Source organism: Pseudoalteromonas sp. ABE4_541, from assembly GCF_056312285.1.
Genome location: NZ_JBSVEM010000010.1, coordinates 91,864 through 116,024 on the forward strand (window position 1 = coordinate 91,864; position 24,161 = coordinate 116,024).

The 24,161-nt window shown below is 42.5% G+C and carries 16 protein-coding genes and 9 tRNA genes; 9 read left to right on the plus strand and 16 right to left on the minus strand.

The window, feature by feature from the left end; all coding sequences use genetic code 11:
• Nucleotides 1-4 precede the first annotated feature (4 nt).
• Nucleotides 5-1,141: a glutamine-hydrolyzing carbamoyl-phosphate synthase small subunit gene (gene carA, locus ACW689_RS11585; protein ID WP_476291485.1), complete on the minus strand. Its 1,137-nt coding sequence runs from the start codon at nt 1,139-1,141 to the stop codon at nt 5-7.
• A 206-nt stretch (nt 1,142-1,347) separates the two neighbouring features.
• On the minus strand, nt 1,348-2,151 hold the full coding sequence (dapB, locus tag ACW689_RS11590) for a 4-hydroxy-tetrahydrodipicolinate reductase (RefSeq protein WP_476291487.1): 804 nt from the start codon (nt 2,149-2,151) through the stop codon (nt 1,348-1,350).
• A 511-nt stretch (nt 2,152-2,662) separates the two neighbouring features.
• Here dapB and ACW689_RS11595 point away from each other — a divergent pair.
• The 4 genes from ACW689_RS11595 to ACW689_RS11610 all read left to right on the plus strand — a co-directional run bounded on the left by ACW689_RS11595 (nt 2,663) and on the right by ACW689_RS11610 (nt 8,472).
• The gene (locus ACW689_RS11595; protein ID WP_476291489.1) at nt 2,663-4,876 is read left to right on the plus strand and encodes a TonB-dependent receptor; all 2,214 of its coding nucleotides are present in this window, start codon (nt 2,663-2,665) and stop codon (nt 4,874-4,876) included.
• Nucleotides 4,877-5,068: 192 nt separating this feature from the next.
• Nucleotides 5,069-6,382 (plus strand): Na+/H+ antiporter NhaC family protein, encoded by a 1,314-nt coding sequence (locus ACW689_RS11600; protein ID WP_476291491.1) that lies wholly within the window; start codon nt 5,069-5,071, stop codon nt 6,380-6,382.
• A 72-nt stretch (nt 6,383-6,454) separates the two neighbouring features.
• Nucleotides 6,455-7,243, plus strand: coding sequence for a nucleoside-binding protein (locus tag ACW689_RS11605; protein WP_476291493.1), 789 nt, complete (start codon nt 6,455-6,457; stop codon nt 7,241-7,243).
• Nucleotides 7,244-7,392: 149 nt separating this feature from the next.
• Nucleotides 7,393-8,472, plus strand: coding sequence for a hypothetical protein (locus tag ACW689_RS11610; RefSeq protein WP_476291495.1), 1,080 nt, complete (start codon nt 7,393-7,395; stop codon nt 8,470-8,472).
• A gap of 113 nt (nt 8,473-8,585) precedes the next feature.
• Here the strand turns inward: ACW689_RS11610 and ACW689_RS11615 are convergent.
• The 13 genes from ACW689_RS11615 to ACW689_RS11675 form a co-directional block, all read right to left on the minus strand.
• Nucleotides 8,586-8,672, minus strand: a tRNA-Leu gene (locus tag ACW689_RS11615).
• 35 nt (nt 8,673-8,707) lie between these two features.
• A tRNA-Cys gene (locus ACW689_RS11620) sits at nt 8,708-8,781 on the minus strand.
• A 15-nt stretch (nt 8,782-8,796) separates the two neighbouring features.
• Nucleotides 8,797-8,872: transfer RNA gene (locus ACW689_RS11625), tRNA-Gly, on the minus strand.
• Between the two features lie 113 nt (nt 8,873-8,985).
• Nucleotides 8,986-9,061, minus strand: a tRNA-Gly gene (locus ACW689_RS11630).
• An 86-nt stretch (nt 9,062-9,147) separates the two neighbouring features.
• Nucleotides 9,148-9,234 (minus strand) — tRNA-Leu (locus ACW689_RS11635).
• A gap of 24 nt (nt 9,235-9,258) precedes the next feature.
• A tRNA-Gly gene (locus ACW689_RS11640) sits at nt 9,259-9,334 on the minus strand.
• Between the two features lie 27 nt (nt 9,335-9,361).
• Nucleotides 9,362-9,448 (minus strand) — tRNA-Leu (locus tag ACW689_RS11645).
• Nucleotides 9,449-9,483: 35 nt separating this feature from the next.
• Nucleotides 9,484-9,557 (minus strand) — tRNA-Cys (locus tag ACW689_RS11650).
• 15 nt (nt 9,558-9,572) lie between these two features.
• A tRNA-Gly gene (locus ACW689_RS11655) sits at nt 9,573-9,648 on the minus strand.
• A 219-nt stretch (nt 9,649-9,867) separates the two neighbouring features.
• Complete coding sequence (gene pgsA, locus ACW689_RS11660) at nt 9,868-10,413, minus strand: CDP-diacylglycerol--glycerol-3-phosphate 3-phosphatidyltransferase (protein ID WP_476291497.1); 546 nt, start codon at nt 10,411-10,413, stop codon at nt 9,868-9,870.
• A gap of 42 nt (nt 10,414-10,455) precedes the next feature.
• Nucleotides 10,456-12,279: an excinuclease ABC subunit UvrC gene (uvrC, locus tag ACW689_RS11665; RefSeq protein ID WP_476291499.1), complete on the minus strand. Its 1,824-nt coding sequence runs from the start codon at nt 12,277-12,279 to the stop codon at nt 10,456-10,458.
• A gap of 12 nt (nt 12,280-12,291) precedes the next feature.
• On the minus strand, nt 12,292-12,942 hold the full coding sequence (gene uvrY, locus ACW689_RS11670; RefSeq protein WP_476291501.1) for a UvrY/SirA/GacA family response regulator transcription factor: 651 nt from the start codon (nt 12,940-12,942) through the stop codon (nt 12,292-12,294).
• 177 nt (nt 12,943-13,119) lie between these two features.
• The gene (locus ACW689_RS11675; protein WP_476291503.1) at nt 13,120-14,265 is read right to left on the minus strand and encodes a dicarboxylate/amino acid:cation symporter; all 1,146 of its coding nucleotides are present in this window, start codon (nt 14,263-14,265) and stop codon (nt 13,120-13,122) included.
• Between the two features lie 218 nt (nt 14,266-14,483).
• Between ACW689_RS11675 and ACW689_RS11680 the strand changes: the two genes are divergently transcribed.
• The 3 genes from ACW689_RS11680 to ACW689_RS11690 all read left to right on the plus strand — a co-directional run bounded on the left by ACW689_RS11680 (nt 14,484) and on the right by ACW689_RS11690 (nt 18,956).
• The gene (locus ACW689_RS11680; RefSeq protein WP_476291505.1) at nt 14,484-16,829 is read left to right on the plus strand and encodes a carbohydrate binding family 9 domain-containing protein; all 2,346 of its coding nucleotides are present in this window, start codon (nt 14,484-14,486) and stop codon (nt 16,827-16,829) included.
• Nucleotides 16,830-16,968: 139 nt separating this feature from the next.
• On the plus strand, nt 16,969-17,937 hold the full coding sequence (gene cysK / locus ACW689_RS11685; RefSeq protein WP_476291507.1) for a cysteine synthase A: 969 nt from the start codon (nt 16,969-16,971) through the stop codon (nt 17,935-17,937).
• A 122-nt stretch (nt 17,938-18,059) separates the two neighbouring features.
• Nucleotides 18,060-18,956, plus strand: coding sequence for a substrate-binding periplasmic protein (locus ACW689_RS11690; RefSeq protein WP_476291615.1), 897 nt, complete (start codon nt 18,060-18,062; stop codon nt 18,954-18,956).
• A 38-nt stretch (nt 18,957-18,994) separates the two neighbouring features.
• On the opposite strand, the gene putP is transcribed toward ACW689_RS11690, so the two are convergent.
• Nucleotides 18,995-20,473: a sodium/proline symporter PutP gene (gene putP, locus ACW689_RS11695; protein ID WP_476291509.1), complete on the minus strand. Its 1,479-nt coding sequence runs from the start codon at nt 20,471-20,473 to the stop codon at nt 18,995-18,997.
• Between the two features lie 275 nt (nt 20,474-20,748).
• On the opposite strand from putP, the gene ACW689_RS11700 reads away from it, so the two are divergent.
• Nucleotides 20,749-21,975, plus strand: coding sequence for an EAL and HDOD domain-containing protein (locus ACW689_RS11700; protein WP_476291511.1), 1,227 nt, complete (start codon nt 20,749-20,751; stop codon nt 21,973-21,975).
• A 118-nt stretch (nt 21,976-22,093) separates the two neighbouring features.
• Entirely contained in the window at nt 22,094-24,112 is a 2,019-nt protein-coding gene (locus ACW689_RS11705; RefSeq protein ID WP_476291513.1) for a TonB-dependent copper receptor, read from the plus strand.
• The last annotated feature ends 49 nt before the right edge of the window (nt 24,113-24,161 follow it).

The window sequence follows — 24,161 nt, forward strand, 5'->3', positions numbered from 1 at the left end:
TCAATTAGGCTTTACGCGATTGCATTAGGTCGATGAAATGGTCAAACAGTGGCGCCGCGTCGTGCGGACCTGGGCTTGCTTCTGGGTGACCTTGGAAACTAAATGCAGGTTTATCGGTACGGTGAATACCTTGCAGTGTTCCGTCGAATAGTGACTTATGCGTAGCACGTAAGTTAGCAGGTAAGCTATCTTCATCCGCCGCGAAACCATGGTTTTGCGCAGTGATCATCACAACATTACGCTCTAAGTCTTTTACCGGGTGGTTGCCACCATGGTGACCAAACTTCATTTTTACAGTTTTCGCGCCAGATGCTAAAGCCAATAGCTGGTGACCTAAACAAATACCGAAGATAGGCGTATCGGTTTCAAGGAATGATTTAATTGCTTCAATTGCATAGGTACACGGCTCTGGATCGCCAGGGCCATTTGATAGGAAGATACCGTCAGGATTCAGTGCCAACACGTCTGCAGCGGAGGTTTCTGCAGGCACTACGGTTAATTTACAGCCACGATCGACAAGCATCCGTAAGATGTTTTTCTTTACACCAAAGTCATATGCAACAACGTGGAACTTTTCTTCTTCTGCCGTTAAGGTTTTATAACCTTGTCCAAGTGTCCAACTTGATTCTTTAAATGAGTACAACTCTTTTGTACATACTACTTTGGCTAAATCCATGCCTTTCAAACCTGGAAAAGCTTGTGCCGCTTCCAAAGCTTGTTGCTCGTCAAGCGAGTCGCCCGCGATAATACACCCGTTTTGCGCCCCTTTATCACGTAAAATACGTGTTAGTTTGCGAGTATCAATGTCAGCAATACCAAGGATATTGCGAGCTTTTAGGTAATCACTTAATGATTGCTCGTTACGGAAATTACTGGCTAGTAAAGGCAAATCACGGATCACTAGGCCCTTCGCCCAGATCTGGTCCGCTTCTTCGTCTTCACTGTTAGTGCCAGTATTACCGATGTGCGGGTAAGTCAAAGTTACGATCTGTTCCGCGTATGATGGATCTGTCAAAATTTCTTGATAACCAGTCATAGACGTATTGAATACTACTTCACCGACTGACATACCGTCAGCACCGATGGCAGTACCGCGAAACACCGTGCCGTCTTCTAGGACTAACAGAGCGGATTTAGTCAAGTTAACCTCCTAATGGTAAAAAACGGGAGCAAGCTTTTACGCTTTTCATCCCGTTCACAAAGCGCTTGGTAACACGCAGTTATTAATTTTTGGCAAATTCGTTATAGTCTACAGCAATTTGATAGATTCGTCTAACCAAAGACACAAAAACATTAAAAATAGTGTCTTTTATAAAAATAAATCACGAAAGCGCCAAAAAAACACGTTTACTCCCTAAAACCAAGCACATCTTGCATGTCATAAAGTCCATTTGGTTTATTTCTCAACCACTTCGCAGCCCTTACAGCTCCTTTAGCGAAGGTCATTTTAGAGCTCGCTTTATGTGTTAATTCAAACCTTTCGCCTTCTGTAGCAAAGTAAGCTGTATGTTCACCTACTATGTCACCACCGCGCATAACCGAATAGCCAATCTCTTTTTGCGACTTTTCATGTTCATCTTGACTGCGGTCAAATTTTGCAACTTCGTCGTGATCCCAACCTTTTGCCTCAGCAATCGCCTCACCAATCATTAAAGCGGTGCCCGACGGTGCATCAATTTTGTGCTTGTGATGTAATTCAAACACTTCAATATCAACATCATCGCCCAGCGTTGTCGCAGCTTGCTTAACTAGGTTCTCTAATAAGTTAATGCCAACTGAGAAATTTCGAGAAAAGACAATTGGGATCTGTGTTGCAGCTTGCTTTAACTCAGACATATCTTCAACGGTTAATCCGGTCGTGCCTATCACTAGAGGTATTTTTCGCTCAAGCGCCGTCGCTAAATGCTTTTTCATACCAGCAGGGAGAGTAAAGTCGATCGCGACATCTACATCATCAGCAATCACCGACTCCGTTGAAAACGCCACATCAGTGTGACCTTGCGTGATAAAATGCTGTACTTTACTACCCACCAAATCATGTCCTTCACGTACATACGCTGCAGCTAGATTTGTCTCAGATGAAACGAGTGCTGCTTCACATAACACTTTACCCATTCGCCCATTGGCACCAAAAATTGCGATTTTAGTCATAACTTTCCCCATTCAAATTTCTTGTGTTTATACAGATTTTGAGCCCATAAATCATCAATAAAAAATTTATATACCATGCCCTTGGTACAGATTCGGTTAAAGACCTCAGGCACTGAGGTACCAAGCAAAATCAACAACCCATATGCTTATCGCCAACTCCACAAATTCAAATTATCAAAGTCACCATCAGCGTAAAACTAAAGGCGCCGCTTCCGAAAAAGCACATATTTTATGATAAAGCTAAAAACTCCTTAATCATAACCCCATGACCCAAAGGGAAAAAAATTGACACGATAATGAAATTCATTATCATTCGCATAAATGAAATTATACTTAAAATGGAACCTAATGAGCTTTCGAGCTCAATTGAGCGGACCGAAGCATTTTGTACAAGCTTAAAAAATTCATCTAGCAGGAACCGTATGTTCTACCGCAATGAAACGCAGAATTTCATCGATTAGACATGACCAACGCCACCTTCAATTTAAATAAGTAGTTTAAAAGCATAGATATGAAAAAAACGACCTTAACCTTAATCACTTCAAGCCTTTTATGTGTATTTAACCCCATGACTGCTTTGGCAAACAATACGAGTGCCACTTCTGAACACGAACATATTTTGGTGACTGCTAATCGCTCTGAGCAAAGCATCTCGGACATTGCAGGTACCGTATGGCTTGTTGACCTTGAAGAACTACAATCTCAAATCAATGCAGGACACGACTTTAAAACCTCCTTAGCACAACTTGTTCCCAGTTTAGACCTTGCTAGCACGACCCGAACCAATTACGGACAAAACATGCGTGGTCGACAAATGGTGGTGATGATCGATGGAGTTTCCTTGAATTCATCACGTGGCATTAGCCGTCACCTTGATGCAATTGACCCATTTAACATCGCACGTGTCGAAGTATTATCCGGCGCCACAGCTATTTATGGCGGCGGCAGTACTGGTGGTGTAATCAACATCATAACTAAACAAGGTAACGAAGATAACGCCATAAAAGTGGGTATTCACTCGGGTTTTTCTGGCAACGACGACTTTGATACCACAATCGCTGGCGCTTATGGCTTTGCGAATGCCACAACGAAAGGCCGTATTTCTATTGCTTACAATAAAGTGAATGCTTTATACGATGGAAATGGTGATGCCATCGTTATGGATACTACGCAAAGCGGCTTGCAATACACAGATAGCCTAGATCTAATGGTATCTCTATCACACAAATTCACGCAGACTCAATCAGTCTCTGCGATGGTTCACAAGTACACAAACAAAAGTGATGGTGAACATGGACTTTACTTTGGACCACAGGCGAACGCACTATTTGGTGATATGACAGGTGTAGAAATTCGCAAAGGCTTAGATTCGACACATACACCAAAAACAGAGCGTACATTGTTGAATTTAAACTATGTCAATAACGACTTTTTATCACAAACGCTAAACATTCAAGCCTTTGCCCGAGAAGAAATCTTTGATTTTTATCCACGCCCTCGTTTAAGTGGCGACAAGATCGCAAACTTCTCCAGTTCTGAGCAAAATACCGATGCAAAGGGCTTTAAATTTGTACTTTCAGGAAAAACTGACGCATTCAACTTTGCATACGGCTTTGATTTTGATCAGGAAGAGTTTGATTCACTGCAAACCTATTATGATAAAGACATAGCTCAAAGCTCGGGGGGGTTAGTTATGAAGCCCATCTATGCAGTAGACCGCTACTCAGGCTTTGAAGTGGACGCCAGCGCCCTATTTGCTCAGCTACAATACCAAATTGTAGATAGTTTAGCTGTATCAGCGGGCTATCGCAGACAGAACATGGACAACACTGTACACGACTTCATTGGCACAGATGCAGCCATCGCATTGACCACAGGCGTAGTTACATCAGCGCAGGCGATTAAAGGAGGTAACACCGATTACAGCGTTGATTTATTTAATTTCGGTTTAATATATGACCTAGGTTCAAGTCAGCAAATATGGTTTAACTCTGCAGAAGCTTTCGAGTTACCAAACGTCGCCAAGTTTTATGGTAAAGGTAAATACGAGCAAAAGGCAGAAGCAAATAACCTAACTCTGGTTGAAGGTACTGTAGTTGATGTTAACAACTCTGCGCTAGCGGGCATTAAAACCGATTCAATGGAGCTGGGCTGGCGTTTCAATAATGGTGCATTACGTGCGCAAATTGCCGCTTATTATAGTACTTCTGATCATAAAATTAGTTACGACAGAAAAACTTTACTAATCGCAGTTAACGATGCAAAAACGCGCACAAAAGGTATTGAAGCTCAAATTGATCATGACATTAGCGCTGCTTGGCGTGTGGGGCTCTCTACGCACTTAATTTCATCAGAAGCTCAAGATTCGAATGGAGATTGGAAAAAAGTAGCAGTCACACAAGCCTCTAGTTCAAAATTGACCAGTTACTTAGGTTGGCAAACGGGTGATCTAAACATGCGCTTGCAAAGCAAAACTATGTTTGATTTAGAGGATGATGCAAAAGGCAAGATCGATGGCTATACCTTGTTTGATTTTACGGCCAGCTACCCGCTTGCGCGAGGACAAGTACAATTTACTATCAACAACCTATTTGATAAAACCTACACTACACAATGGGGTAAACGTGCAATGTACTTCTACAGCCCCAAATATGGGCCAGAAGCACTATATGATCACAAAGGTCGAGGCAGAAGCTTCGCGATGACTTATCAATACAATTTCTAAACATAAATATACCTGCATAGATGCATAATATTAACTGAAGCCGCTGAAAGCGGCTTTTTTTATGGATAAAGTTTGACAAAACATCTAGCCATCTATACATTCACACATCCTTTTTGCCACTTGAATTATGCATCTAATTGTGTGAACAATGAATGCATAATAAAAATAACCAATCTTTAATATGAGGTTTACATGCAGGCACCTGTAAACAAGGTAGCAGCTAAGTTGTCGCTACTGCCGTTACTAACCTTTGTCGCACTTTTTTTAGGTGTGGGCCTATACCTACAATCGCAAGGCGTAGACTATGCTTTCTACCAATTGCCTGCACCTGTAGCCATATTGCCAGCAATTTTACTTGCTTTTGTGCTCAATAAAGCAAGCATTAATCAAAGTGTAGAAACCTTTATTAAAGGTGCTGGCCACAGCAACATCATTACCATGTGTTTGATTTACCTACTTGCGGGTGCTTTCTCTGCCGTTGCGGGCGCAACGGGTGGTGTTGATGCCGTGGTTAATGCGGGTCTATCGCTGATCCCAGCTTCTTTTTTATTACCTGGCCTTTTCTTAATTTCTGCTGTTGTGTCTACAGCAATGGGCACATCAATGGGCACTATTGGCGCTATTGGCCCTATCGCTTACGCGGTTTCTTTAAAAACGGGCATTGACCCTGCTCTGATGGCGGGGACTATCGTTTCTGGTGCAATGTTCGGTGACAATTTATCCATTATTTCAGACACCACCATTGCGGCAACACGCACGCAAGGGTGTGAAATGAAAGACAAGTTTAGAGAAAACTTGAAAATTGCATTACCAGCCGCGTTGCTCACTGTTATTTTGCTCGTTTTTCTAACACCTGAGCCTCAAGTCGTTGAAACCAAGCCTTTTGACTGGCTTTTAGTACTGCCCTACATTTTTATTCTTGTGTTAGCCGTGGCTGGCCTAAACGTCTTTGTTGTTTTATTTAGCGGCATCATGTTCGCAGCTGCAATGGGCTTTTTGGGCAATTACGAAGTTGGTAGCTTCGCTAAAGATGTATACAAAGGCTTTAGCGATATGCAAGAGATCTTTTTACTGTCAATGTTCATTGGTGGGCTGTCTGAGTTTATCCGTGTCAACGGTGGTTTAGACTACTTAGCTGCGAAAATACAAACGCTGACAGCCTTGATTGCCAAATGGCATCGTAAAGTGGCCGATCAGCTAGGTATCGCTGCTCTTGTGCTAACCAGTAACCTGTGTATTGCCAATAACACCGTCAGTATTATTGTGGCAGGACCCGTCGCTAAAAAGCTGGCTGATGACGGAAATATCTCAGGCAAACGCTCAGCAAGCCTGCTCGATATTTTTGCCTGCGTTATGCAAGGCTCGCTACCTTATGGTGCGCAAGCATTGTTACTCGGTGCCACCTTTAAGATCAGTCCATGGGATGTTTCAACCTCTTCATTTTACTGCTTTATTTTAGCTTTTACTGCAATAACGGTAATTTGCGTTCGCAGAAACACAGCATAATCTATTTAAAAATGCGCCCTTATGGGCGCTTTGTCTATACTTCATTACATTATTGCGCACAAGGAAAATGTAATGATGAAATCACGTTATGCTGTACTTGTCAGCTTAGTACTTCTCACTCAATCCCCTGTATCGCACGCTGCAAATTGGAGTAAAACTCAGCTTCATATTAATCGTGGTGTATTTGATCACCCCTTTACCAAGCAAAAAGCGATGACCGATGTAATATCGCTGCAACATGCATCGTCCAATAACTATGGTGATGTATTCTTTTTCGTCGATTATTTAGATGATGATGTGGTAGACGGCTTCAACGATAAGGATTTTTACTCTGAGGGCTATGCCACATTCAGCGGCAAAGCGCTATTTGATTGGCAATATAACTTTTGGCGACTGAAAGATGTTGGTTTTGTGATAGGTTATAACGCAGCGGGTGATGCCAAAATGCTGAAATATTTGCCTGGGATAAAATTAAGCTGGGATATTTCTGGATTTGATTATTTGACCACGACCGCGACAGCCTATTTCGATGATAGCGCAGGCCTCGCAGAACAAGGCGCACCACAAACCAATAACACCTTCATGTTAGATTTAGCTTGGGGATACCCTTACCAAGTAGGAAACCAAAAATTTTACTTCACCGGACATGCGGAGTATATCGGCTCAAGACGCAATGAAATCGGCGTGTATGTAAACGACTGGATATTAGCGCAAATGGCCTTTCAATGGGATTTGGGGCATGCACTCAGTAATAACGCAAACACTTTGATGCTGGGCGTCGAATGGCAAGTGTGGCGCAATAAAATGGGCACCTCTCACAATGAATCAGCAACCCAGTTACATATTGTCTGGACTTTTTAATACCAAATAGTGGTACATGAATTTTTTGATAGTGCACTGTGTAATAACACGTAATTTGAACTCCCGGTATTTTAAGCTCTAATTAACCTAGCGCTTGATGTTCAATCGCGAATTCATTTTAACCAAACTTACCGTCTAAGGAGTGAGACATGTCACACGTCACACCAAAACAAACCGCGCTTCTGGGTGTAGAAACACTTGAGCAGTATCGAAAAGAGCAAAGAAGTGAACCTCGTTGGCAATTCGTAAATAAAAATTTAGGTATTTCAAATGAGGATCTCAACAATAACTTTGAATTTCTTAATGGCGCCGTGCTAAACCGTGATGTAAAAGGCGAAGTACTACTAACGACGACTAACCTATTTGGCCCCATTCGCACTGGGACTTTGGTACACCTCAATCCAGAGTGTGCAAACCAAGTCGTTCAGAGCGAATATGCACCAATGAACCCTGAAGCTGATTTGGTCACAGAGCTCAATAAACTACATGATGATCGTACAGGGCTTCCCCCTTCTCAAAAGCATGCCTTAGAAGTCGATGGCTATTGGACGTCAGCTGTAGATGGCGCTGGTATCCCTGACTTAGATGGTGCAGCAAATGTTTTTGGTAGTACCGGTCAACTAATTTGTAACACCGATGAACTCAACTTCCCGCTACTGACCTATGGCCCCACCGATGCCCTAAAAAAAGAGTTTGAAGACACGCTCGCCTATTTTGGCGGAAAGTTACTCAAACCAAAAGAAGAATTCGCACTAGGCTTCACGCAAGATTTATGGGGCATACAATACGACCAAAAACTTCCTCAATACATCACTGAATATCAGTTTGGCGCACACAAAGGCGGTGGCTTGTTTGTAGAACATCACCCATTCCCACACATTTGGCTACCCGCTCAGGGGACAGATCCAGCTTTTGGACGAAAAACAGTGTCTCGCATTCTTTTAGGCAGAAGAATGAATACTCTGCATGAGGATGGTTATTACCGCAGTGTTGAAACGCAAACATATCATTTCAGCATGTTTGAGATCCCTCTAGATGGCAGCGCCTTAGCTATCCGTCCACAATGTATTCATAACGATAGTTTTACCAGTGGTGCTCAAACCGTATTTCTGGCCAATACCCCAGCAAATACTGTCGCATTACGTCATAGTGCGCCAATAAAGAATATGTATGTAGAAGGTGTTCCAGCTTCAGATTTACCTGAACAGCCAAACCCTTTTGTCGAATAAGGTAAGACTTACACTAGCATTAGAAATAACATTCAGGTTCAAGGACGAACGTTAAAAACGACAATTTACAAGCTTAAGGTATCGTGTTTTGGCTTTGCTTTAGAGTTTTGAAATGGTGCCCGGGGCCGGACTTGAACCGGCACGCTGTTACCAGCGAGGGATTTTAAATCCCTTGTGTCTACCAATTCCACCACCCGGGCTTCGGGTTGCTTTCGCATGTGGAGTGAGTGATAAATGGAGGCGGAACCCGGAGTCGAACCGAGGTAGACGGATTTGCAATCCGCTGCATGGCCACTCTGCCATTCCGCCATATTATCTAAAGTTTGGAGCGAGTAACGAGGTTCGAACTCGTGACCTCGACCTTGGCAAGGTCGCGCTCTACCAGCTGAGCTATACTCGCATCACTAAATGCGTTTTGCTTAGGTGAAATTAACTAACACGAGGTCGCGTCTTTCTAATTTCAGCTGAGCTATACTCGCAAACTTTATAAATTGACCTGATATCTTATTTGATTGGAGCGAGTAACGAGGTTCGAACTCGTGACCTCGACCTTGGCAAGGTCGCGCTCTACCAGCTGAGCTATACTCGCATCACTACATGCGTTTTTACTTAGTTGAAACTATTTAAGACAGGTCGCGTCTTTCTAATTCCAGCTGAGCTATACTCGCAATCAAATGGTGCCCGGGGCCGGACTTGAACCGGCACGTTGTTACCAACGAGGGATTTTAAATCCCTTGTGTCTACCAATTCCACCACCCGGGCATCGGGTCTACAAAAGCGTTAGATTGGAGCGAGTAACGAGGTTCGAACTCGTGACCTCGACCTTGGCAAGGTCGCGCTCTACCAGCTGAGCTATACTCGCATCTAAAGAGATATTCTCTAATCTAAATGGTGCCCGGGGCCGGACTTGAACCGGCACGCTGTTACCAGCGAGGGATTTTAAATCCCTTGTGTCTACCAATTCCACCACCCGGGCATCGGGTTTGCTTTCGCATGTGGAGTGTTGAGAAATGGAGGCGGAACCCGGAGTCGAACCGAGGTAGACGGATTTGCAATCCGCTGCATGGCCACTCTGCCATTCCGCCGGTCTAATTAAAGATTGGAGCGAGTAACGAGGTTCGAACTCGTGACCTCGACCTTGGCAAGGTCGCGCTCTACCAGCTGAGCTATACTCGCATCAAAAATGCGCTTTACTTAGTTGAAACTAATAAAGACGGGTCGCGCCTTTCTAATTCCAGCTGAACTATACTCGCAATCTTTAATTTCAAAGGCGTGCTGCCCTCTCAACACGGACGCATTCTACAGAAGTTACGAAACGCGTCAACATAAAAAATGAATGTTTTTAATCGTTTGTTCAAAATTTATCTAAACTGCTCTGAATATAGGCACATAGAGCTAAGATTTAGTCAGTTCGGCTTTTGCCGCATATAAATAGGCAAGCATAGATGTGACCGTCAGTAAGGTGGCTATTGCCAAAAGTACATAGCTAAGCGTCACCATCCAAGGTGCGTATTGCCAGATCAAACCGATAATAGCCAACATTTGTGCTGCAGTTTTGAACTTACCAAGTGATGAAACCGCCACTTCATTGCGCTTACCTAGCTCTGCCATCCACTCTCTTAGTGCGGATATGACTATTTCACGACTAATGATGACCACTGCGGCAATAGTAACAAAGTAGTTTTGATAGTAAGTCGCCAAAATAACCAAAGCGACGCTCACCATCACTTTATCAGCAACAGGATCGAGAAATGCGCCAAATGGCGTTGATTGTTCTAACTTGCGTGCCAGGTAACCGTCTAAAATATCGGTCACAGAAGCTAGCCAGAAAATAAATGCAGCCGCAAAAAAAGCCCATGAATAAGGCAAATAAAACAAAACTGCAAATACAGGAATGAGAAACAACCTAAATGTTGTAAGCGTGTTTGGAATATTCCACATAACTACTAAGTGAGATCTTTTTCTTTATGTTCGCATGAATGCTTAAGCTTTGTCATGCAAATGATTAAATATCTTTTCAGCCGTTTGCGGGCTGATCCCTGGTACTTGTTTAAGTTGGTGGATATTAGCAGACTTTACGCCTTGCATCCCCCCTAAGTATTTCAATAACGCTTGACGACGCTTGTGGCCTACTCCTTCTATTTCCTCCAGCACAGACTGAGTGCGCTGCTTTTGCCTTTTATTTCGATGCCCTGCTATAGCAAAACGGTGTGACTCATCTCGGATATGTTGGATCAGGTGCAGTGCCGGCGAATCGCTATCAAGATTAACGGTTCTTCTGCCACCATCAATCAGCAAGGTTTCTAAACCGGGTTTACGACTCGTGCCTTTTGCAACCCCGACAAGCAATGGAAACTTATCGAGCGACCAATCGGCAAAAAATGCCTCCGCTCTACCTAGTTGCCCTTTACCACCATCAATAAATATAACATCGGGCACTTTACTTTCATCTTGCAGCTTGCCGTATCGCTTATTCAACGCAAAGTCCATCGCGGCATAATCATCACCAGGTGTGATACCTGTTACATTGAAGCGTCGGTACTCTTTGTTGTTGGGCCCTTGGGCATCGAACACCACACATGAAGCCACCGTGTTCTCACCCATTGTATGACTAATGTCAAAGCACTCCATGCGTTGAATATCGCTCAGTTGCAACGCGTCTTTTAGCAAGGCATAGCGCTTGTTAATAGAATCTTGGGCGCTTTGTTTTACTGCAATGCTATTTGCTGCATTTTTATTAGCCAGTGCCAAGTACTGAGCACGCTCTGAGCGCACTTGTGCTTTCAATTGCACTTTTCTTTCAGCAACTTCACTCAATGCGTCACTGAGCTCTTGCTGTTCCGCTAAAGTAAAAGGTAAAACAATCTCTTTTGCAATGCGGCTACTACTCCCACCACTTAAGTAATATTGACCAATAAATGACGTTAAGATCTCGTCTGTTTGAGAGTCTTTAGGTACTTTAGGGAAATAGGTTTTAGTGCCAAGCACTTTATGCTCTCTGATCATCAGCATATGAATCGCACATAAGCCATTTTGCTGCACAAAGCCAATCACGTCCATTTCTGCAAAGTTGCCGGCCACGGATTGCTGCTCTTGCATTTGTCTTAATAAGGCGATTTGATCTCGATATTTTGCAGCTAACTCAAAGTTCAATGCCATACTAGCCGTTTCCATTCTTCCAACTAAAGTGGCAATAACCTGTTGCGATTTACCATTAAGAAATTGACGTACCATATCAACTTGATCTTGATATTCTTCATCCGTAACTTTATCTACGCAAGGCGCAGAACAGCGTTTTAACTGATACTGCAAGCATGGACGACTACGCGCACGATAATAAGCATCTTCACATTGACGTACTGGAAAAATCTTTTGCATTAAACGCAAGCTTTCGGAGACTGCAGCACTGCTTGGGAAAGGACCAAAATACTCCCCCTTATTTTTGCGTGCACCACGATGAAAAGCCAGTCTAGGATGTTTATGACCACTGAGAAATATATAAGGATACGATTTATCATCTCTGAGCAATATATTGTATCTAGGTTGATACTTTTTGATCAGGTTATTTTCCAGTAACAGTGCTTCAGTTTCTGTGTTCGTTAAGGTGACTTCGATATGCCGGATATTACTGACCAGTACAATCGTTTTACTGTCCGTCAAATTACTACGGAAGTAACTGGAAACACGTTTCTTTAGATTTTTTGCTTTGCCGACATAAATAACCTGGTGTTCATCGTCATACATGCGATAAACACCAGGCTCTGTGCTCAGGGTTTTGAGAAATGCTTTGTGATCGAATACAGCCATCAAAATGATAGATTAGTGTGTGGTATCAATATCTATCATTTTATGACGAATTGCTAAGTGTGTTAACTCCACGTCACCGCCAACATTCAATTTTTCAAACATTCGATAACGGTAACTATTGACTGTTTTCGAGCTCAGATTCAATCGTTCTGCAATATCTTGCGCTTTTTCACCTTTAGTGATCATAAGCATTATTTGCAGCTCACGTTCAGACAGCGTTTGAAACGGATTTTCATCATTACGTCCGCTAAATTGTGCTAAGGCTATTTGCTGCGCTATTTCAGGTGCAATATATCTCTGTCCTGCATTAACAGCTCGAATCGCATTGATCATTTCATCCGGTCCAGCTCCTTTAGTGAGATATCCATGAGCACCAATTTGCATGACTTTGCTGGGGAAAGGGTCTTCACAATGCACGGTTAAAACGATCACTTTTACATCCGGGCAATAACGACAAATTTTCTTCGTTGCTTCTAATCCGCCAATACCTGGCATGTTCATATCCATTAACACAATATCTGGTTCATTCTGGCGACAAAATGTCACTGCTTCTTCACCAGTTTTAGCCTCACCGACCACTTTGAAGCCACGCACATCATCCAATATGCGTTTAATGCCTGTTCTCACAAGCTCATGATCATCAACTAAAAGTACGTTAATCAATAGCACATCCCCTTACTGTTACCTTATGTATATATGGCCCCGAAAAACAACTTGTTCAGGGTACCATATAAATATATAAATTTATAAATATTCATGCACTTAAACGTAATAAATTTACAATGCAATGACGTGCCTTTGACACACATTTTACCATTGAGTTTAGTGCAATATTTTATACTATGCGCGTTGAGAAAAACGATTCACCCATAAAGCTATCACCCCATCACCTGTGACATTACAAGCCGTGCCAAAACTGTCTTGTGCTAAGTACAACGCAATCATGAGTGCGACAGCAGCTTCGTTAAATCCAAGCATAGAGGTCAACAGGCCTAAAGCCGACATCACGGCTCCACCTGGAGCACCTGGTGCAGCAATCATCACAATACCTAACATAAAAATGAACGGTAACATATGCACAATGGAGGGCACTTCCATCATCGGTGACAATAACATAACAGCCATCGCACAAGTGACAATAGTGATGGTCGAGCCTGACAAATGGATAGTTGCACAAAGTGGCACAGAGAAATTGGCTACTTCATCTTTTACACCATTTGCTTTACTTGCACGCAGAGAAACGGGAATCGTTGCCGCACTCGACATTGTACCAATCGCCGTAAAATAAGCAGGTAACATATTCTTGATAAGCTCAATTGGGCTGCGCTTTAACAACAAACCTGTAGCAACATAAAGCACAGTGAGCCATAGCCAGTGCATTAAAATCGCAGCGACGAGTACAATACCAAAAGTGCTCAAAGTATCCACTACCGTACCGGCAACTGTCATTTCAGCGAACACACCAGCAATGTAAAATGGCAAAGCTGGAATAATCACTTTAGCGAGCAGTGCATCAATCACATCACGACCTTGATCAGTCACATCCTTAAGTGCAGTAAGATTTAACTGGCTGATACCAATACCAAAAATAAAGGCACTTGCTAGCGCAGTCATTACGCCCATCAAAGGTGGGATCTCAAGGTCAATAAAGCCTTTTAGCTCTGTTACGGCTGCAGCTTCATAGCTGATAGCGCCATCAAAGAATGGAATAAATGCATTAACTAAAAGTACCGCTAAAGTACCCGCTACGATTGTTGAGCCATAGGCAAAACCCACGGTTTTTCCGAGCAAATGACCAGAACCTTTTGGTAACCCCGCAATACCTGATGCGATGAAAAACAGAATTATCAAAGGGATAGTAAAGCTGATCAGCTGGCCAATAATAACCTTGGCTGTATACAGCAGTTCCACCATAAATGTTGGGAAGTAAAACCCAGCAATGATACCGCCTACAATACCAGCAATAAGTTTAAGAATTAACGACATAATGATTCTCTAACTAAAATGATGCGTTGTTTTATCACGTTTCAATGCGTGATTACCATAATTAGAGTTAGAACTCGTGTAAACTGTTGTAAAAGACGCTGTGAGTAAGGTTAAGAACATTTAACTTGTTTAATAGTAACCTGTCGCGAATACTCTATTAACATAAACAATAAATTAATAAAATTGGTGCTAGAGTCACAGCTATCCAATCCAGAAAAATGATAAAAAAGTTAATATTTACAATAAGCTCTGTATTCTCGTTGGCCGCTAACGCAAATTCAGCGATACCATCCACGCCTATCCCATTTATAAAACACTCGGCAACAATCGATGGCAAGTTAGATGAGCCTCACTGGCGTTTGGCGAAAAAGATATCAATCAACAACATTACTTGGCCACAAGAAAATTTGCCTAGCCCGGTTAAAACAACAGCCTACGTTTACGAAAATGGTCAATCTCTTTTTGTGGCATTTGAGGCTGCTGATCCCCACCCCGAACAAATTAGAGCTTTTTTTAGAGACAGAGACAAAGGCTGGAATGATGACCTTGTTGGGATAAAAATAGATTCTTTCAACAACAGCAAAAGTGCCTATCAATTTTTCATCAACCCTTTTGGTGTACAAATCGATTCCATTGAAAATGAACTCACCAAAACTGAAGACAATTCTTGGAATGGTATTTGGGATAGTGCAGGTATCATTCATAGTAAAGGTTACACCGTTGAAGTCGAAATTCCCTTACGCGTGCTCAACTTCGATGATAGCCAACAAGTTAAAACAATGGCAATGGAGTTTGTGCGATTTTTGCCGCGAGATCAGCGCTTGCGTTTATCGAATATGCAACTTTCACATGCCAACAATTGCTGGATTTGTCAGATGCCACAATATTCAGGCTTTGAACAAGCCAAACAAGGTAATAACATTGCGGTGATCCCCTCTTTGATATTAAGTAAGTCGCAAACAAGGGACATTGATGGCAGTAGCGTAGAACCATGGAAAGATGATGATAAGACAGAGCCAGGGCTTGATCTAAAGTGGGCCATAACACCCGATACCACGCTTAATGCAACGCTTAACCCAGACTTTTCCCAAGTTGAAGCCGACACTGGTCAATTAAGCATCAATGATAGCTTCAGTTTATTTTTCCCAGAAAAACGCGCTTTTTTCCTGGATAATGCCGACTACTACTCATCGCATTTAAACCTTATTCACACCCGCAATATCGCAGCCCCCGATTACGGTATCAAGCTATCAGGCAGCAAATCTGGTCATACTTTTGGCGCCTTTGCGACTAACGATGAACACTTGAATGTGATGGTGCCAGGAAATTTGGGCTCCAGTGTGGTGTCATTAGAGCAAGACAGTAACAATGCAGCGCTTCGGTATCGCTATGACATGGACAACACATTATCTGTAGGCTCCACCGCCACATTACGTGACAGTCATGGTTATCGTAACCAAGTACTCAGTGTAGATAGTAAGTACCAATCCACAGAAGCCGATACATTCAAACTCCAAATAATCGGCTCAAAAACCACATATAGTAATGCATTTATAGATGAGCTTTGCGATGGAGATGAAGGCGACTGTACTGAGCCTCCAGCCCAGCGCTGCGTCCAAAACGAAGATTGTGACTTTAACGAAAGCGTATTGCGCGTTTTGCATAAAGATTCAATACAAGGCGTTGGTTACTTTCTCAATTATGAACACAATACAAAGCATTGGCGGGCATTTACGAATTATCAAAGTTACGATGACGGCCTTCGTACTGATTTAGGTTTTAGATCACAAGTTGATTTCAATAAGTTTCTTACCGGATTTGAATACCGCTGGTATGGTGACAAAAACCACTGGTGGAATAGAGCCCGCTGGTACACCGATTGGGATATTACCCACAACGACAAAGGCACTTTGTTAGAAAAAGAAATACAAACTAACCTCGCAATCGATGGGCCACTACAAAGCTTTCTTGACTTTGGCGTTGAACACAGAAAACGGACCGGCCTTAGACATAACAAAGCCGATTTAAGTATTGAAAACAACACCGATCTATTCAGCGAAAATACGTTATGGACGTATCTTGAATTCAAACCGGTATCAGGGCTTTTTGCAAGCTTGAATCTACGTACAGGTAACAAGGTAGACTTAGCTAACAATCGAGTTGGTCAAATGCGTTTTGCTCGCCCAGTACTTAATTGGAATTTGGGTAAGCATTTTGAAGTCAATCTACGACACAGCTACGAAACGTTAGACGCTGAAAGTGCCATTGTGTACACCGCAAACCTGACTGACTTAAGGCTGACTTACCAATTTGATATTAATAGCTATCTGCGTATCGCTGTTATTAATACAAGAATAGCTAGAAATGTGAGTAACTATATCGATGAAGTTGATGCAACATATAAAGGTCTAAGCACACAGCTACTTTATTCCTATAAGTTAAATCCACAAACGGTGTTTTTCGCAGGCTATGCTGATAATGGCTATCAAGATGACGACTTATCAAAAATAGTCAAAGACCGGAAAACATTCTTTGCCAAGTTTAGCTATGCTTGGCTCATGTAAAGATATAAAAGCACAATTTAATATTACATTTGGCTATAAGCTTAATTGATATATCTTATAGCCATTCTTTCCTTCAATTTTGCTATAAGCTAAGTAAAGTGTGATGTTAAGTAAAACCTAGAGCACCTAAGGGAACACAATGTCAAAAGTATTCGCAGATAACAGCCTAAGTATTGGCCAAACTCCGATTGTAAAACTAAACCGCGTTACTGGTGGTAACGTTTATGCAAAAATCGAAGCTCGTAACCCTAGCTTCAGCGTTAAATGCCGTATTGGTGCTTCTATGATCTGGGAAGCAGAGAAAGCTGGTCTATTAACTGAAGGCAAAGAACTGATTGAGCCAACTTCAGGTAACACTGGTATTGCATTGGCATTTGTTGCCGCTTCTCGTGGTTACAAGCTCACACTAACAATGCCAAACACGATGAGCCTTGAACGTCGTAAGCTTTTAAAAGCGCTAGGTGCAAACTTGGTACTTACCGAGGGAGCGAAAGGTATGAAGGGTGCAATTGAAAAAGCAAATGAGATCCAAGCGAGCAACCCTGAAAAATATATCTTATTACAGCAGTTTGAAAACCCAGCTAACCCTAAGATCCACTTCGAAACGACAGGTCCTGAAATCTTCGAAACAATGGAAGGCAAAGTAGACTACTTCGTGGCAGGTGTGGGTACTGGCGGTACAATTACTGGTACAACCCGTTATCTCAAGCAAGAAAAAGGCTTAGATGTTAAAGCAATTGCTGTTGAACCGGTAGATTCTCCGGTTATTACGCAAACGCTAGCTGGTGAAGAAGTCAAACCGGGTCCTCACAAAATCCAAGGTATTGGTGCCGGCTTCATTCCTGGTAACCTAGACCTTGAGTTAATCGATGGTACAGAATTAGTATCTAACGAAGATGCTATCGCAATGGCGCATCAACTCATGAAAGATGAAGGTATTCTTGTGGGTATTTCATCTGGTGCAGCAGTTGTCGCGGCTAAACGTATTGCAGAAAAGCCAGAAAACGCAGACAAGAACATTGTTGTTATCTTGCCAAGTGCAACAGAACGCTACTTATCTAGCCCACTGTTTGCAGATGAATTTTCTGAGCAAGAGTTAGTACAGTAATTATCACTGTTTTGAACAGCCGGCTATTACAGCCGGCTTTTTTGTACCTGTATTTTCGTGGAAAACTCATGGTGATTCTCTACACTACGATTATGCATGTTAAAAAAGTGGTGACTCAAACTATGCGATTTATTCTTGTTCTATTGTGTATTTTTATCATACCAACGTATGCAAGTGATGTTGTCAATGTCGGCTATTTTAAAGGCTCAAGCTATCACCTCGTTCAGGGCAAGCCTTATGAGGATGGGTATTTATATAATGCTCAAGGGGATAAAAAAACATTACATTTGGTAACGCTAGACTGGCCACCCTATATAGGTCAAGCGCTTTGCAACAAAGGCTGGGTTTTTCAATTTGCCGTATCGCTGCTTGCCGATCAAGGCTACCCCGTGTACGTCGAGTTTTTACCTTGGGCCCGTGCCGTAAGAGATGTTGAATCCGGCAAAGCCGATATTCTCATGCCCGAATATTATATTGAAGATTCAGCCCCTTCTGATTACATCAAAGGCAAAACACGCAGAGAGGTACTGGCACTTTCAAACTCCTTTCCTGGTGGAGAGATTGGCTTTTTGAAAAGAAAAGGTGAAAAAGATCGTTTCGACGGCAATTTACGTTCTTTAAAAGGCGCCAAAGTTGGTGTTGTGAGAGGCTATCAAAACACCCCTGAGTTTGACGCTATGATGGACAATGGTGAGTTTATTATTGTTGAGGCTGTGGATGACCTGCAGCTGGTTAAGTTGTTGGTCGGAAAACGCGTAGACTTAATCATTGGCGACCCAAAAGTACTGCGTTTTACTGTGAACTATTCTGATTTGTCAAAACCGGAAAAAGTTACGCTATTAAGCAACATTGAAAATGAAACTCAGCACCTACAATACAATCACTTATATTTCGCGTTGAGTAAAAGAAAAACAAACTGGCGTGAAGTACTCGAAGACATTAATAAGAGCTTATATAAGTTTAACAATAGTGGTGAAACAGACAGAATCATCGAAATGGGCAATACTGAATGCTACTAAAAAAGCGCCATTAAGGCGCTTTTTTAGTGTCTGTCAATTTATAGTTCTGACTGTACTTTCTTGAATAGATCAACAATCGGTTGTTTTGGCTCAGAGGTTACCAAGCTAACCGAGATGATTGCCAATGTTGATACAATAAACCCAGGAACAATCTCGTAAATAATTGAACTCAAAGCCTCACCGTTTACGGTAATTGGTGCATAAATCCATATTAATACCGTCGCAGCACCGCTCACCATACCCGCTAAGGCACCCGCAAAGTTCATACGTTGCCAAAACAGGCTAAGTAGAACAAGTGGACCAAACGCAGCACCAAAGCCCGCCCATGCATTACTGACCAAACTCAAAATTGAACTATCACGGTCATAAGCCAAATAAATCGCACATAAAGCAACCGCTACAACGCTGATACGACCAACAAGTACCAGCTCCCTGTCTGTCGCCTCTCTATGTACAAAAATTTTGTAGAAGTCTTCAGTCAAAGAACTTGAGCTCACTAATAACTGCGATGAAATGGTACTCATGATCGCAGCCAAAATTGCGGCAAGCAAAAATCCAGCTATCAATGGATGAAATAGCAGCTCTGACAAAATCAAGAAAATGGTTTCAGGATCGTCAACAACAATACCTTTTTCATGCGAATACGCGGCACCAAATAACCCAGTTCCTACTGCACCCAATGCTGCGATGATCATCCAGCTCATACCTATGCGGCGTGCCGTAGGCATATCTTTAACACTGCGTACCGACATAAAACGGACGATAATGTGCGGCTGACCAAAGTAGCCTAAGCCCCAAGACATTGCAGAGACAATACCAATCGCCCCACCAGCACCGACCCAAGTCAGCATCTCAGGGTTAACCGCATTCAAAGTAGAAGATAAAGGCGCATCAAGAAGCGAGTACGTAACAATGGGTACTAAAATCAATGCAACAAACATGATACACCCTTGCACAAAGTCTGTGAGACTCACCGCTAAAAAGCCACCAAACAAGGTGTATAACACGACAACACCTGTAGTGATATAGAGTCCAGATTCGTAGCTCATTCCAAACGAGCTTTCAAACAGCTTACCACCCGCAACGACGCCCGAAGACGTGTATAAAGTGAAAAATACAATAATAACAAGTGCCGACACGATACGAAGTGCGTTACCTTTATCTTCGAAGCGGTTTGCAAAATAATCCGGGATAGTAATTGAATCGTTTGCAAGTTCAGTATAAACACGCAGTCTTGGTGCAACTAAGAAGTAGTTCAACCAAGCGCCAATGACCAAACCAATCGCTATCCATGTACTACTAAAACCACTCACAAACATAGCACCTGGTAGGCCCATTAAAATCCAGCCACTCATGTCGGACGCACCTGCTGACAGTGCAGCAACACTCGGTGGTAAACTACGTCCCCCTAACATGTAACCCGATACGTCGCTGGTAGACTTGCGATAAGCATATAAACCTATGCCTAACATAACCAAAAAGTATAAGACTAACGAAACAATCGTGCCTAATTCCAAAGTTACCTCCTTCGTTATTGACACTCTACCCAATGACAATTATCCAGACTGCGCTTTTCTTATTATCATTAAAAAGAGTACCTTATTAGTTTGCCAAAACTATACCATGAATCACCAGCACACCCCAGCTTAGTAATAATCACACTTAGGCTTGTTCAGTGTAAGTACATCATAGCTAGCATAAAAAAGAACCAGAACCCCAAAGCTGAATTAATGAATTAGAACTAATTTTGGCCTAATATTAACATGAACAAGGTTCAATTCTTGTGGTTTTTATGAACTTTTACGCAGCGCGACAGCCGATTTTTGATAAGGCCAATAACCCTTTTGGTTATGAGGTTTTGTTTCGCAATGGCCCTCGCAATGTATTTCCAGGGATCAACGCAGACACCGCGACCTCACAACTGCTTGAGGGAAGTCAGTTTTACTTTGAGCTTTCTGAATTAAGTAACAATAAGCCTGCATTTATAAACTTTACCTTGAATACGCTGTTACTCGGTTATCCATTTATGCTCAAACCAGAAAACATGGTGATTGAAATCATCGAAACTGTTGAGCCCACGAGAAAACTGCTCAATGTAGTTAGAGCGCTGCATATTGAACACTATCGTATTGCCCTAGATCACTACCAACATCAGGCGTCTTGGCGGCACTTTTATCCCTATGTGAAATACTTAAAAATCGATTTAAACACCACACCTTGGCCACAAATCAGCTTGATAAAAAAAGAGATAGAAGATTACCCACATATTAAGCTGATCGCCGAAAAAGTCGAAACCCATGCGCAACTAGAGCTTGCTAAAAAACATGGCTTTGAATATTTTCAGGGCTTCTACTTTGCTAAACCAGAAATGCTCTCTAGTAAGTTACTGAGCGCCAGTGAAATCTCAATCACTCAGCTGCTCAGTGAAACCACCAATGAGTATGTTGATATCAAAAAGTTAACGCCAATCTTTGAACGTGATGTTAACCTCTCATACAAACTGCTTCGCTATACTAACTCTGCCATTTTTAAACGCAGAGCTAAAATCAGCACAATAAAGCAAGCACTTATCACGCTTGGTAATAAAGAACTAAAAAAGTTTTTGTCGTTGATATTCGCAGCACAAATTTCTCCCGAAAAGCCCGCTGAACTCGTAAAACTATCACTATTACGGGCACGCTTCCTCAAGTTATTAGCGCAAGTGAGTAATAATAAGCGCCTTGAAGGCATGGCTTTTTTCACTGGCATGATGTCTTTGATTGATGCCATTAGGGATGAGGATATGACCTCCGTAATGGATAAATTACCGCTGGTTGATGAGATTAAACAAGCCTTAGTGAATGGTAGTGGTGACTTGGCGCAACTGCTGGCTATCGCAAAATGTTATGAGCAAGCAAATTGGTACGAGGCACAACTAATTTGCCAGACACTCGGCATTGACCATGAACAACTTGGCGCATTTTACAACGATGCAGTGAGCTGGAGTCACCATCAAATGCAAGTTGTCTCCATGATATAAAGTGCGCATTAGAACATATCAGGCACACCACATAAATCACTAGGTGCGACAATCTGTCACATCCCAACTGATTCGCATCTATATAAAATTATCCCCACACTAATTTTTGGGGTAATACATGAAAAAGTCTTTACTTTACACAGCACTATTTTGCGCGGGTAGTGCTTTAGCACATGACAACAACTTAGAACACATTGTTGTACTCGCCCCCATGCAATCACCCATTCATGTGCACACTGATCCGAAGCTGCCAAGACAACCACTGCCAGCACAAGATGGCGCAGACTTGCTGTCTAGCATTTCTGGGTTCTCTCTCATTAAAAAAGGAGGTGCTAGCGCCGACCCAACGTTTAGAGGTATGGCCGGGTCGAGATTGAACATTATTGCAAACGGTGGTCCGACTTTGGGAGGCTGCGGCGGTCGAATGGACCCGCCAACGGCGTATATCACACCTCAGTCTTATGACTCGTTAAAAGTCATTAAAGGCCCACAAACAGTTTTATATGGTTCAGGAAACAGTGCAGCGACCGTTGTATTCGAGCGCGACCAAACTCGTATGGAAAAACAGCGAATTGAAGGATTTGTTAATGTTGTTTTAGGTAGTGCACAAAGACAAGGCTTGAATACAGATATAAAAGCTGGCAATCGTGACTATTATGTTCGAGCAACGGGCAATATTGCCAAGGCAGATGATTACGAAGATGGCAGCAACACCGTGATTCATTCCAATTACAAACGCTGGAACGGCGATATAGAGCTTGCTTACACCCCCGAAGACGACAAAACAATCAGCATCACATATGGCCGCAGTGATGGTGAAGTAGCCTATGCAGACCGCATGATGGATGGCAGTTTATTTGACAGAACACATGCAAACATAAAAATAGATTGGACCATTGCAAGTGCTGTTGTCAAAAGTATAGAAAGCCAAATCTACTACAATTATGTTGATCACATCATGGATAATTACAGCCTTAGAACATTTACGCCTACCATGATGATGGCAAACCCGATGGCATCAAACCCAGATAGGCGCTCTCAAGGCGGCAAACTGGTTGTAAATGTTGATTTAGGTACACAACATCACATCATAATGGGTGTGGATCATCACCAAGATCGCCATAGAAATAGAATGAGCCGCTCTGCGCTTATTTCCCCAGTTGAAAACAAAGCCCGCATTAAAGATGGAGAGTTCGAGAAAACAGGTATTTTCGCTGAATACGAATACCGACTCGCCCGCGACCAACAAATTGTAAGTGGTCTGCGTATTGATAGATGGCAAGCAACCGACTATCGAAGTCGTCTCTCGATGATGAAAAACACCATACTCAACCCGACTGCAAACCTCACTCGCAAAGAAACATTATGGAGTGGTTTCTCTCGTTATCAGCTACAAGATTCCAACACCAGTTATTTTGCTGGCTTTGGTTTAACAGAGCGTTTCCCAGATTATTGGGAACTAATAGGCGGCAATCGGCAAGCAATCGACAGTCTCAGTGCCTTCAATATTCAAGCTGAGCAAACCCAGCAGCTAGACTTAGGGCTTACTCACCAAACCAAGCAATGGACAAGTTCAATCTCACTATTTTTCAATCGAATTGATGACTATATCCTCATCGATAACGCATATGGGGTTGTTGACATGCCAAAACGGGTTGTACGCAATATTGACGCACAAACCTATGGCTTCGAAATGGACAACAAGGTAAACCTAAGCAAAAACTGGATTGCAGGCGCTAGCATCAACTATGTTCGGGGTCGTAACTTATCGGATGATACACCGCTTGCGCAACAACCACCGTTACAAGGACGCTTTACACTGGACTATCAAGCAAAAAGTTGGCGAACAGGTTTACTATGGCGACTGGTTGCAAAGCAAGACCGCATAGCCGTTGATCAGGGTAACATTGCAGGGCAAGATGTCGACACATCAACAGGCTTTGGCGTGTTGTCTGTTAACGCATCATACAGTCAATCCGATGATTTAGAATGGAGTGTGGGTATTGATAACCTACTCAACAAAACCTATGCTGAGCATTTAAGCCGCTCAGGTTCCATGGTTAATGGCTACGAGCAAGTAGCTAAAGTGAATGAGGTCGGTATGACGCTTTGGGCAAACCTGAACTGGCGCTTTTAACCGAGCACTTTGAAGACCTAAATTCATATTTACGAGTTTAGGTCTCGCG

Bases quoted from the DNA above. Each gene is read 5' to 3' on its own strand.
- dapB (WP_476291487.1), bottom strand. From the start codon at position 2,151: ATGACTAAAATCGCAATTTTTGGTGCCAATGGGCGAATGGGTAAAGTG.
- ACW689_RS11595 (WP_476291489.1), top strand. From the start codon at position 2,663: ATGAAAAAAACGACCTTAACCTTAATCACTTCAAGCCTTTTATGTGTA.
- ACW689_RS11600 (WP_476291491.1), top strand. From the start codon at position 5,069: ATGCAGGCACCTGTAAACAAGGTAGCAGCTAAGTTGTCGCTACTGCCG.
- ACW689_RS11605 (WP_476291493.1), top strand. From the start codon at position 6,455: ATGATGAAATCACGTTATGCTGTACTTGTCAGCTTAGTACTTCTCACT.
- ACW689_RS11610 (WP_476291495.1), top strand. From the start codon at position 7,393: ATGTCACACGTCACACCAAAACAAACCGCGCTTCTGGGTGTAGAAACA.
- pgsA (WP_476291497.1), bottom strand. From the start codon at position 10,413: ATGTGGAATATTCCAAACACGCTTACAACATTTAGGTTGTTTCTCATT.
- uvrC (WP_476291499.1), bottom strand. From the start codon at position 12,279: ATGGCTGTATTCGATCACAAAGCATTTCTCAAAACCCTGAGCACAGAG.
- ACW689_RS11675 (WP_476291503.1), bottom strand. From the start codon at position 14,265: ATGTCGTTAATTCTTAAACTTATTGCTGGTATTGTAGGCGGTATCATT.
- ACW689_RS11680 (WP_476291505.1), top strand. From the start codon at position 14,484: ATGATAAAAAAGTTAATATTTACAATAAGCTCTGTATTCTCGTTGGCC.
- cysK (WP_476291507.1), top strand. From the start codon at position 16,969: ATGTCAAAAGTATTCGCAGATAACAGCCTAAGTATTGGCCAAACTCCG.
- ACW689_RS11690 (WP_476291615.1), top strand. From the start codon at position 18,060: ATGCGATTTATTCTTGTTCTATTGTGTATTTTTATCATACCAACGTAT.
- ACW689_RS11700 (WP_476291511.1), top strand. From the start codon at position 20,749: ATGAACTTTTACGCAGCGCGACAGCCGATTTTTGATAAGGCCAATAAC.
- ACW689_RS11705 (WP_476291513.1), top strand. From the start codon at position 22,094: ATGAAAAAGTCTTTACTTTACACAGCACTATTTTGCGCGGGTAGTGCT.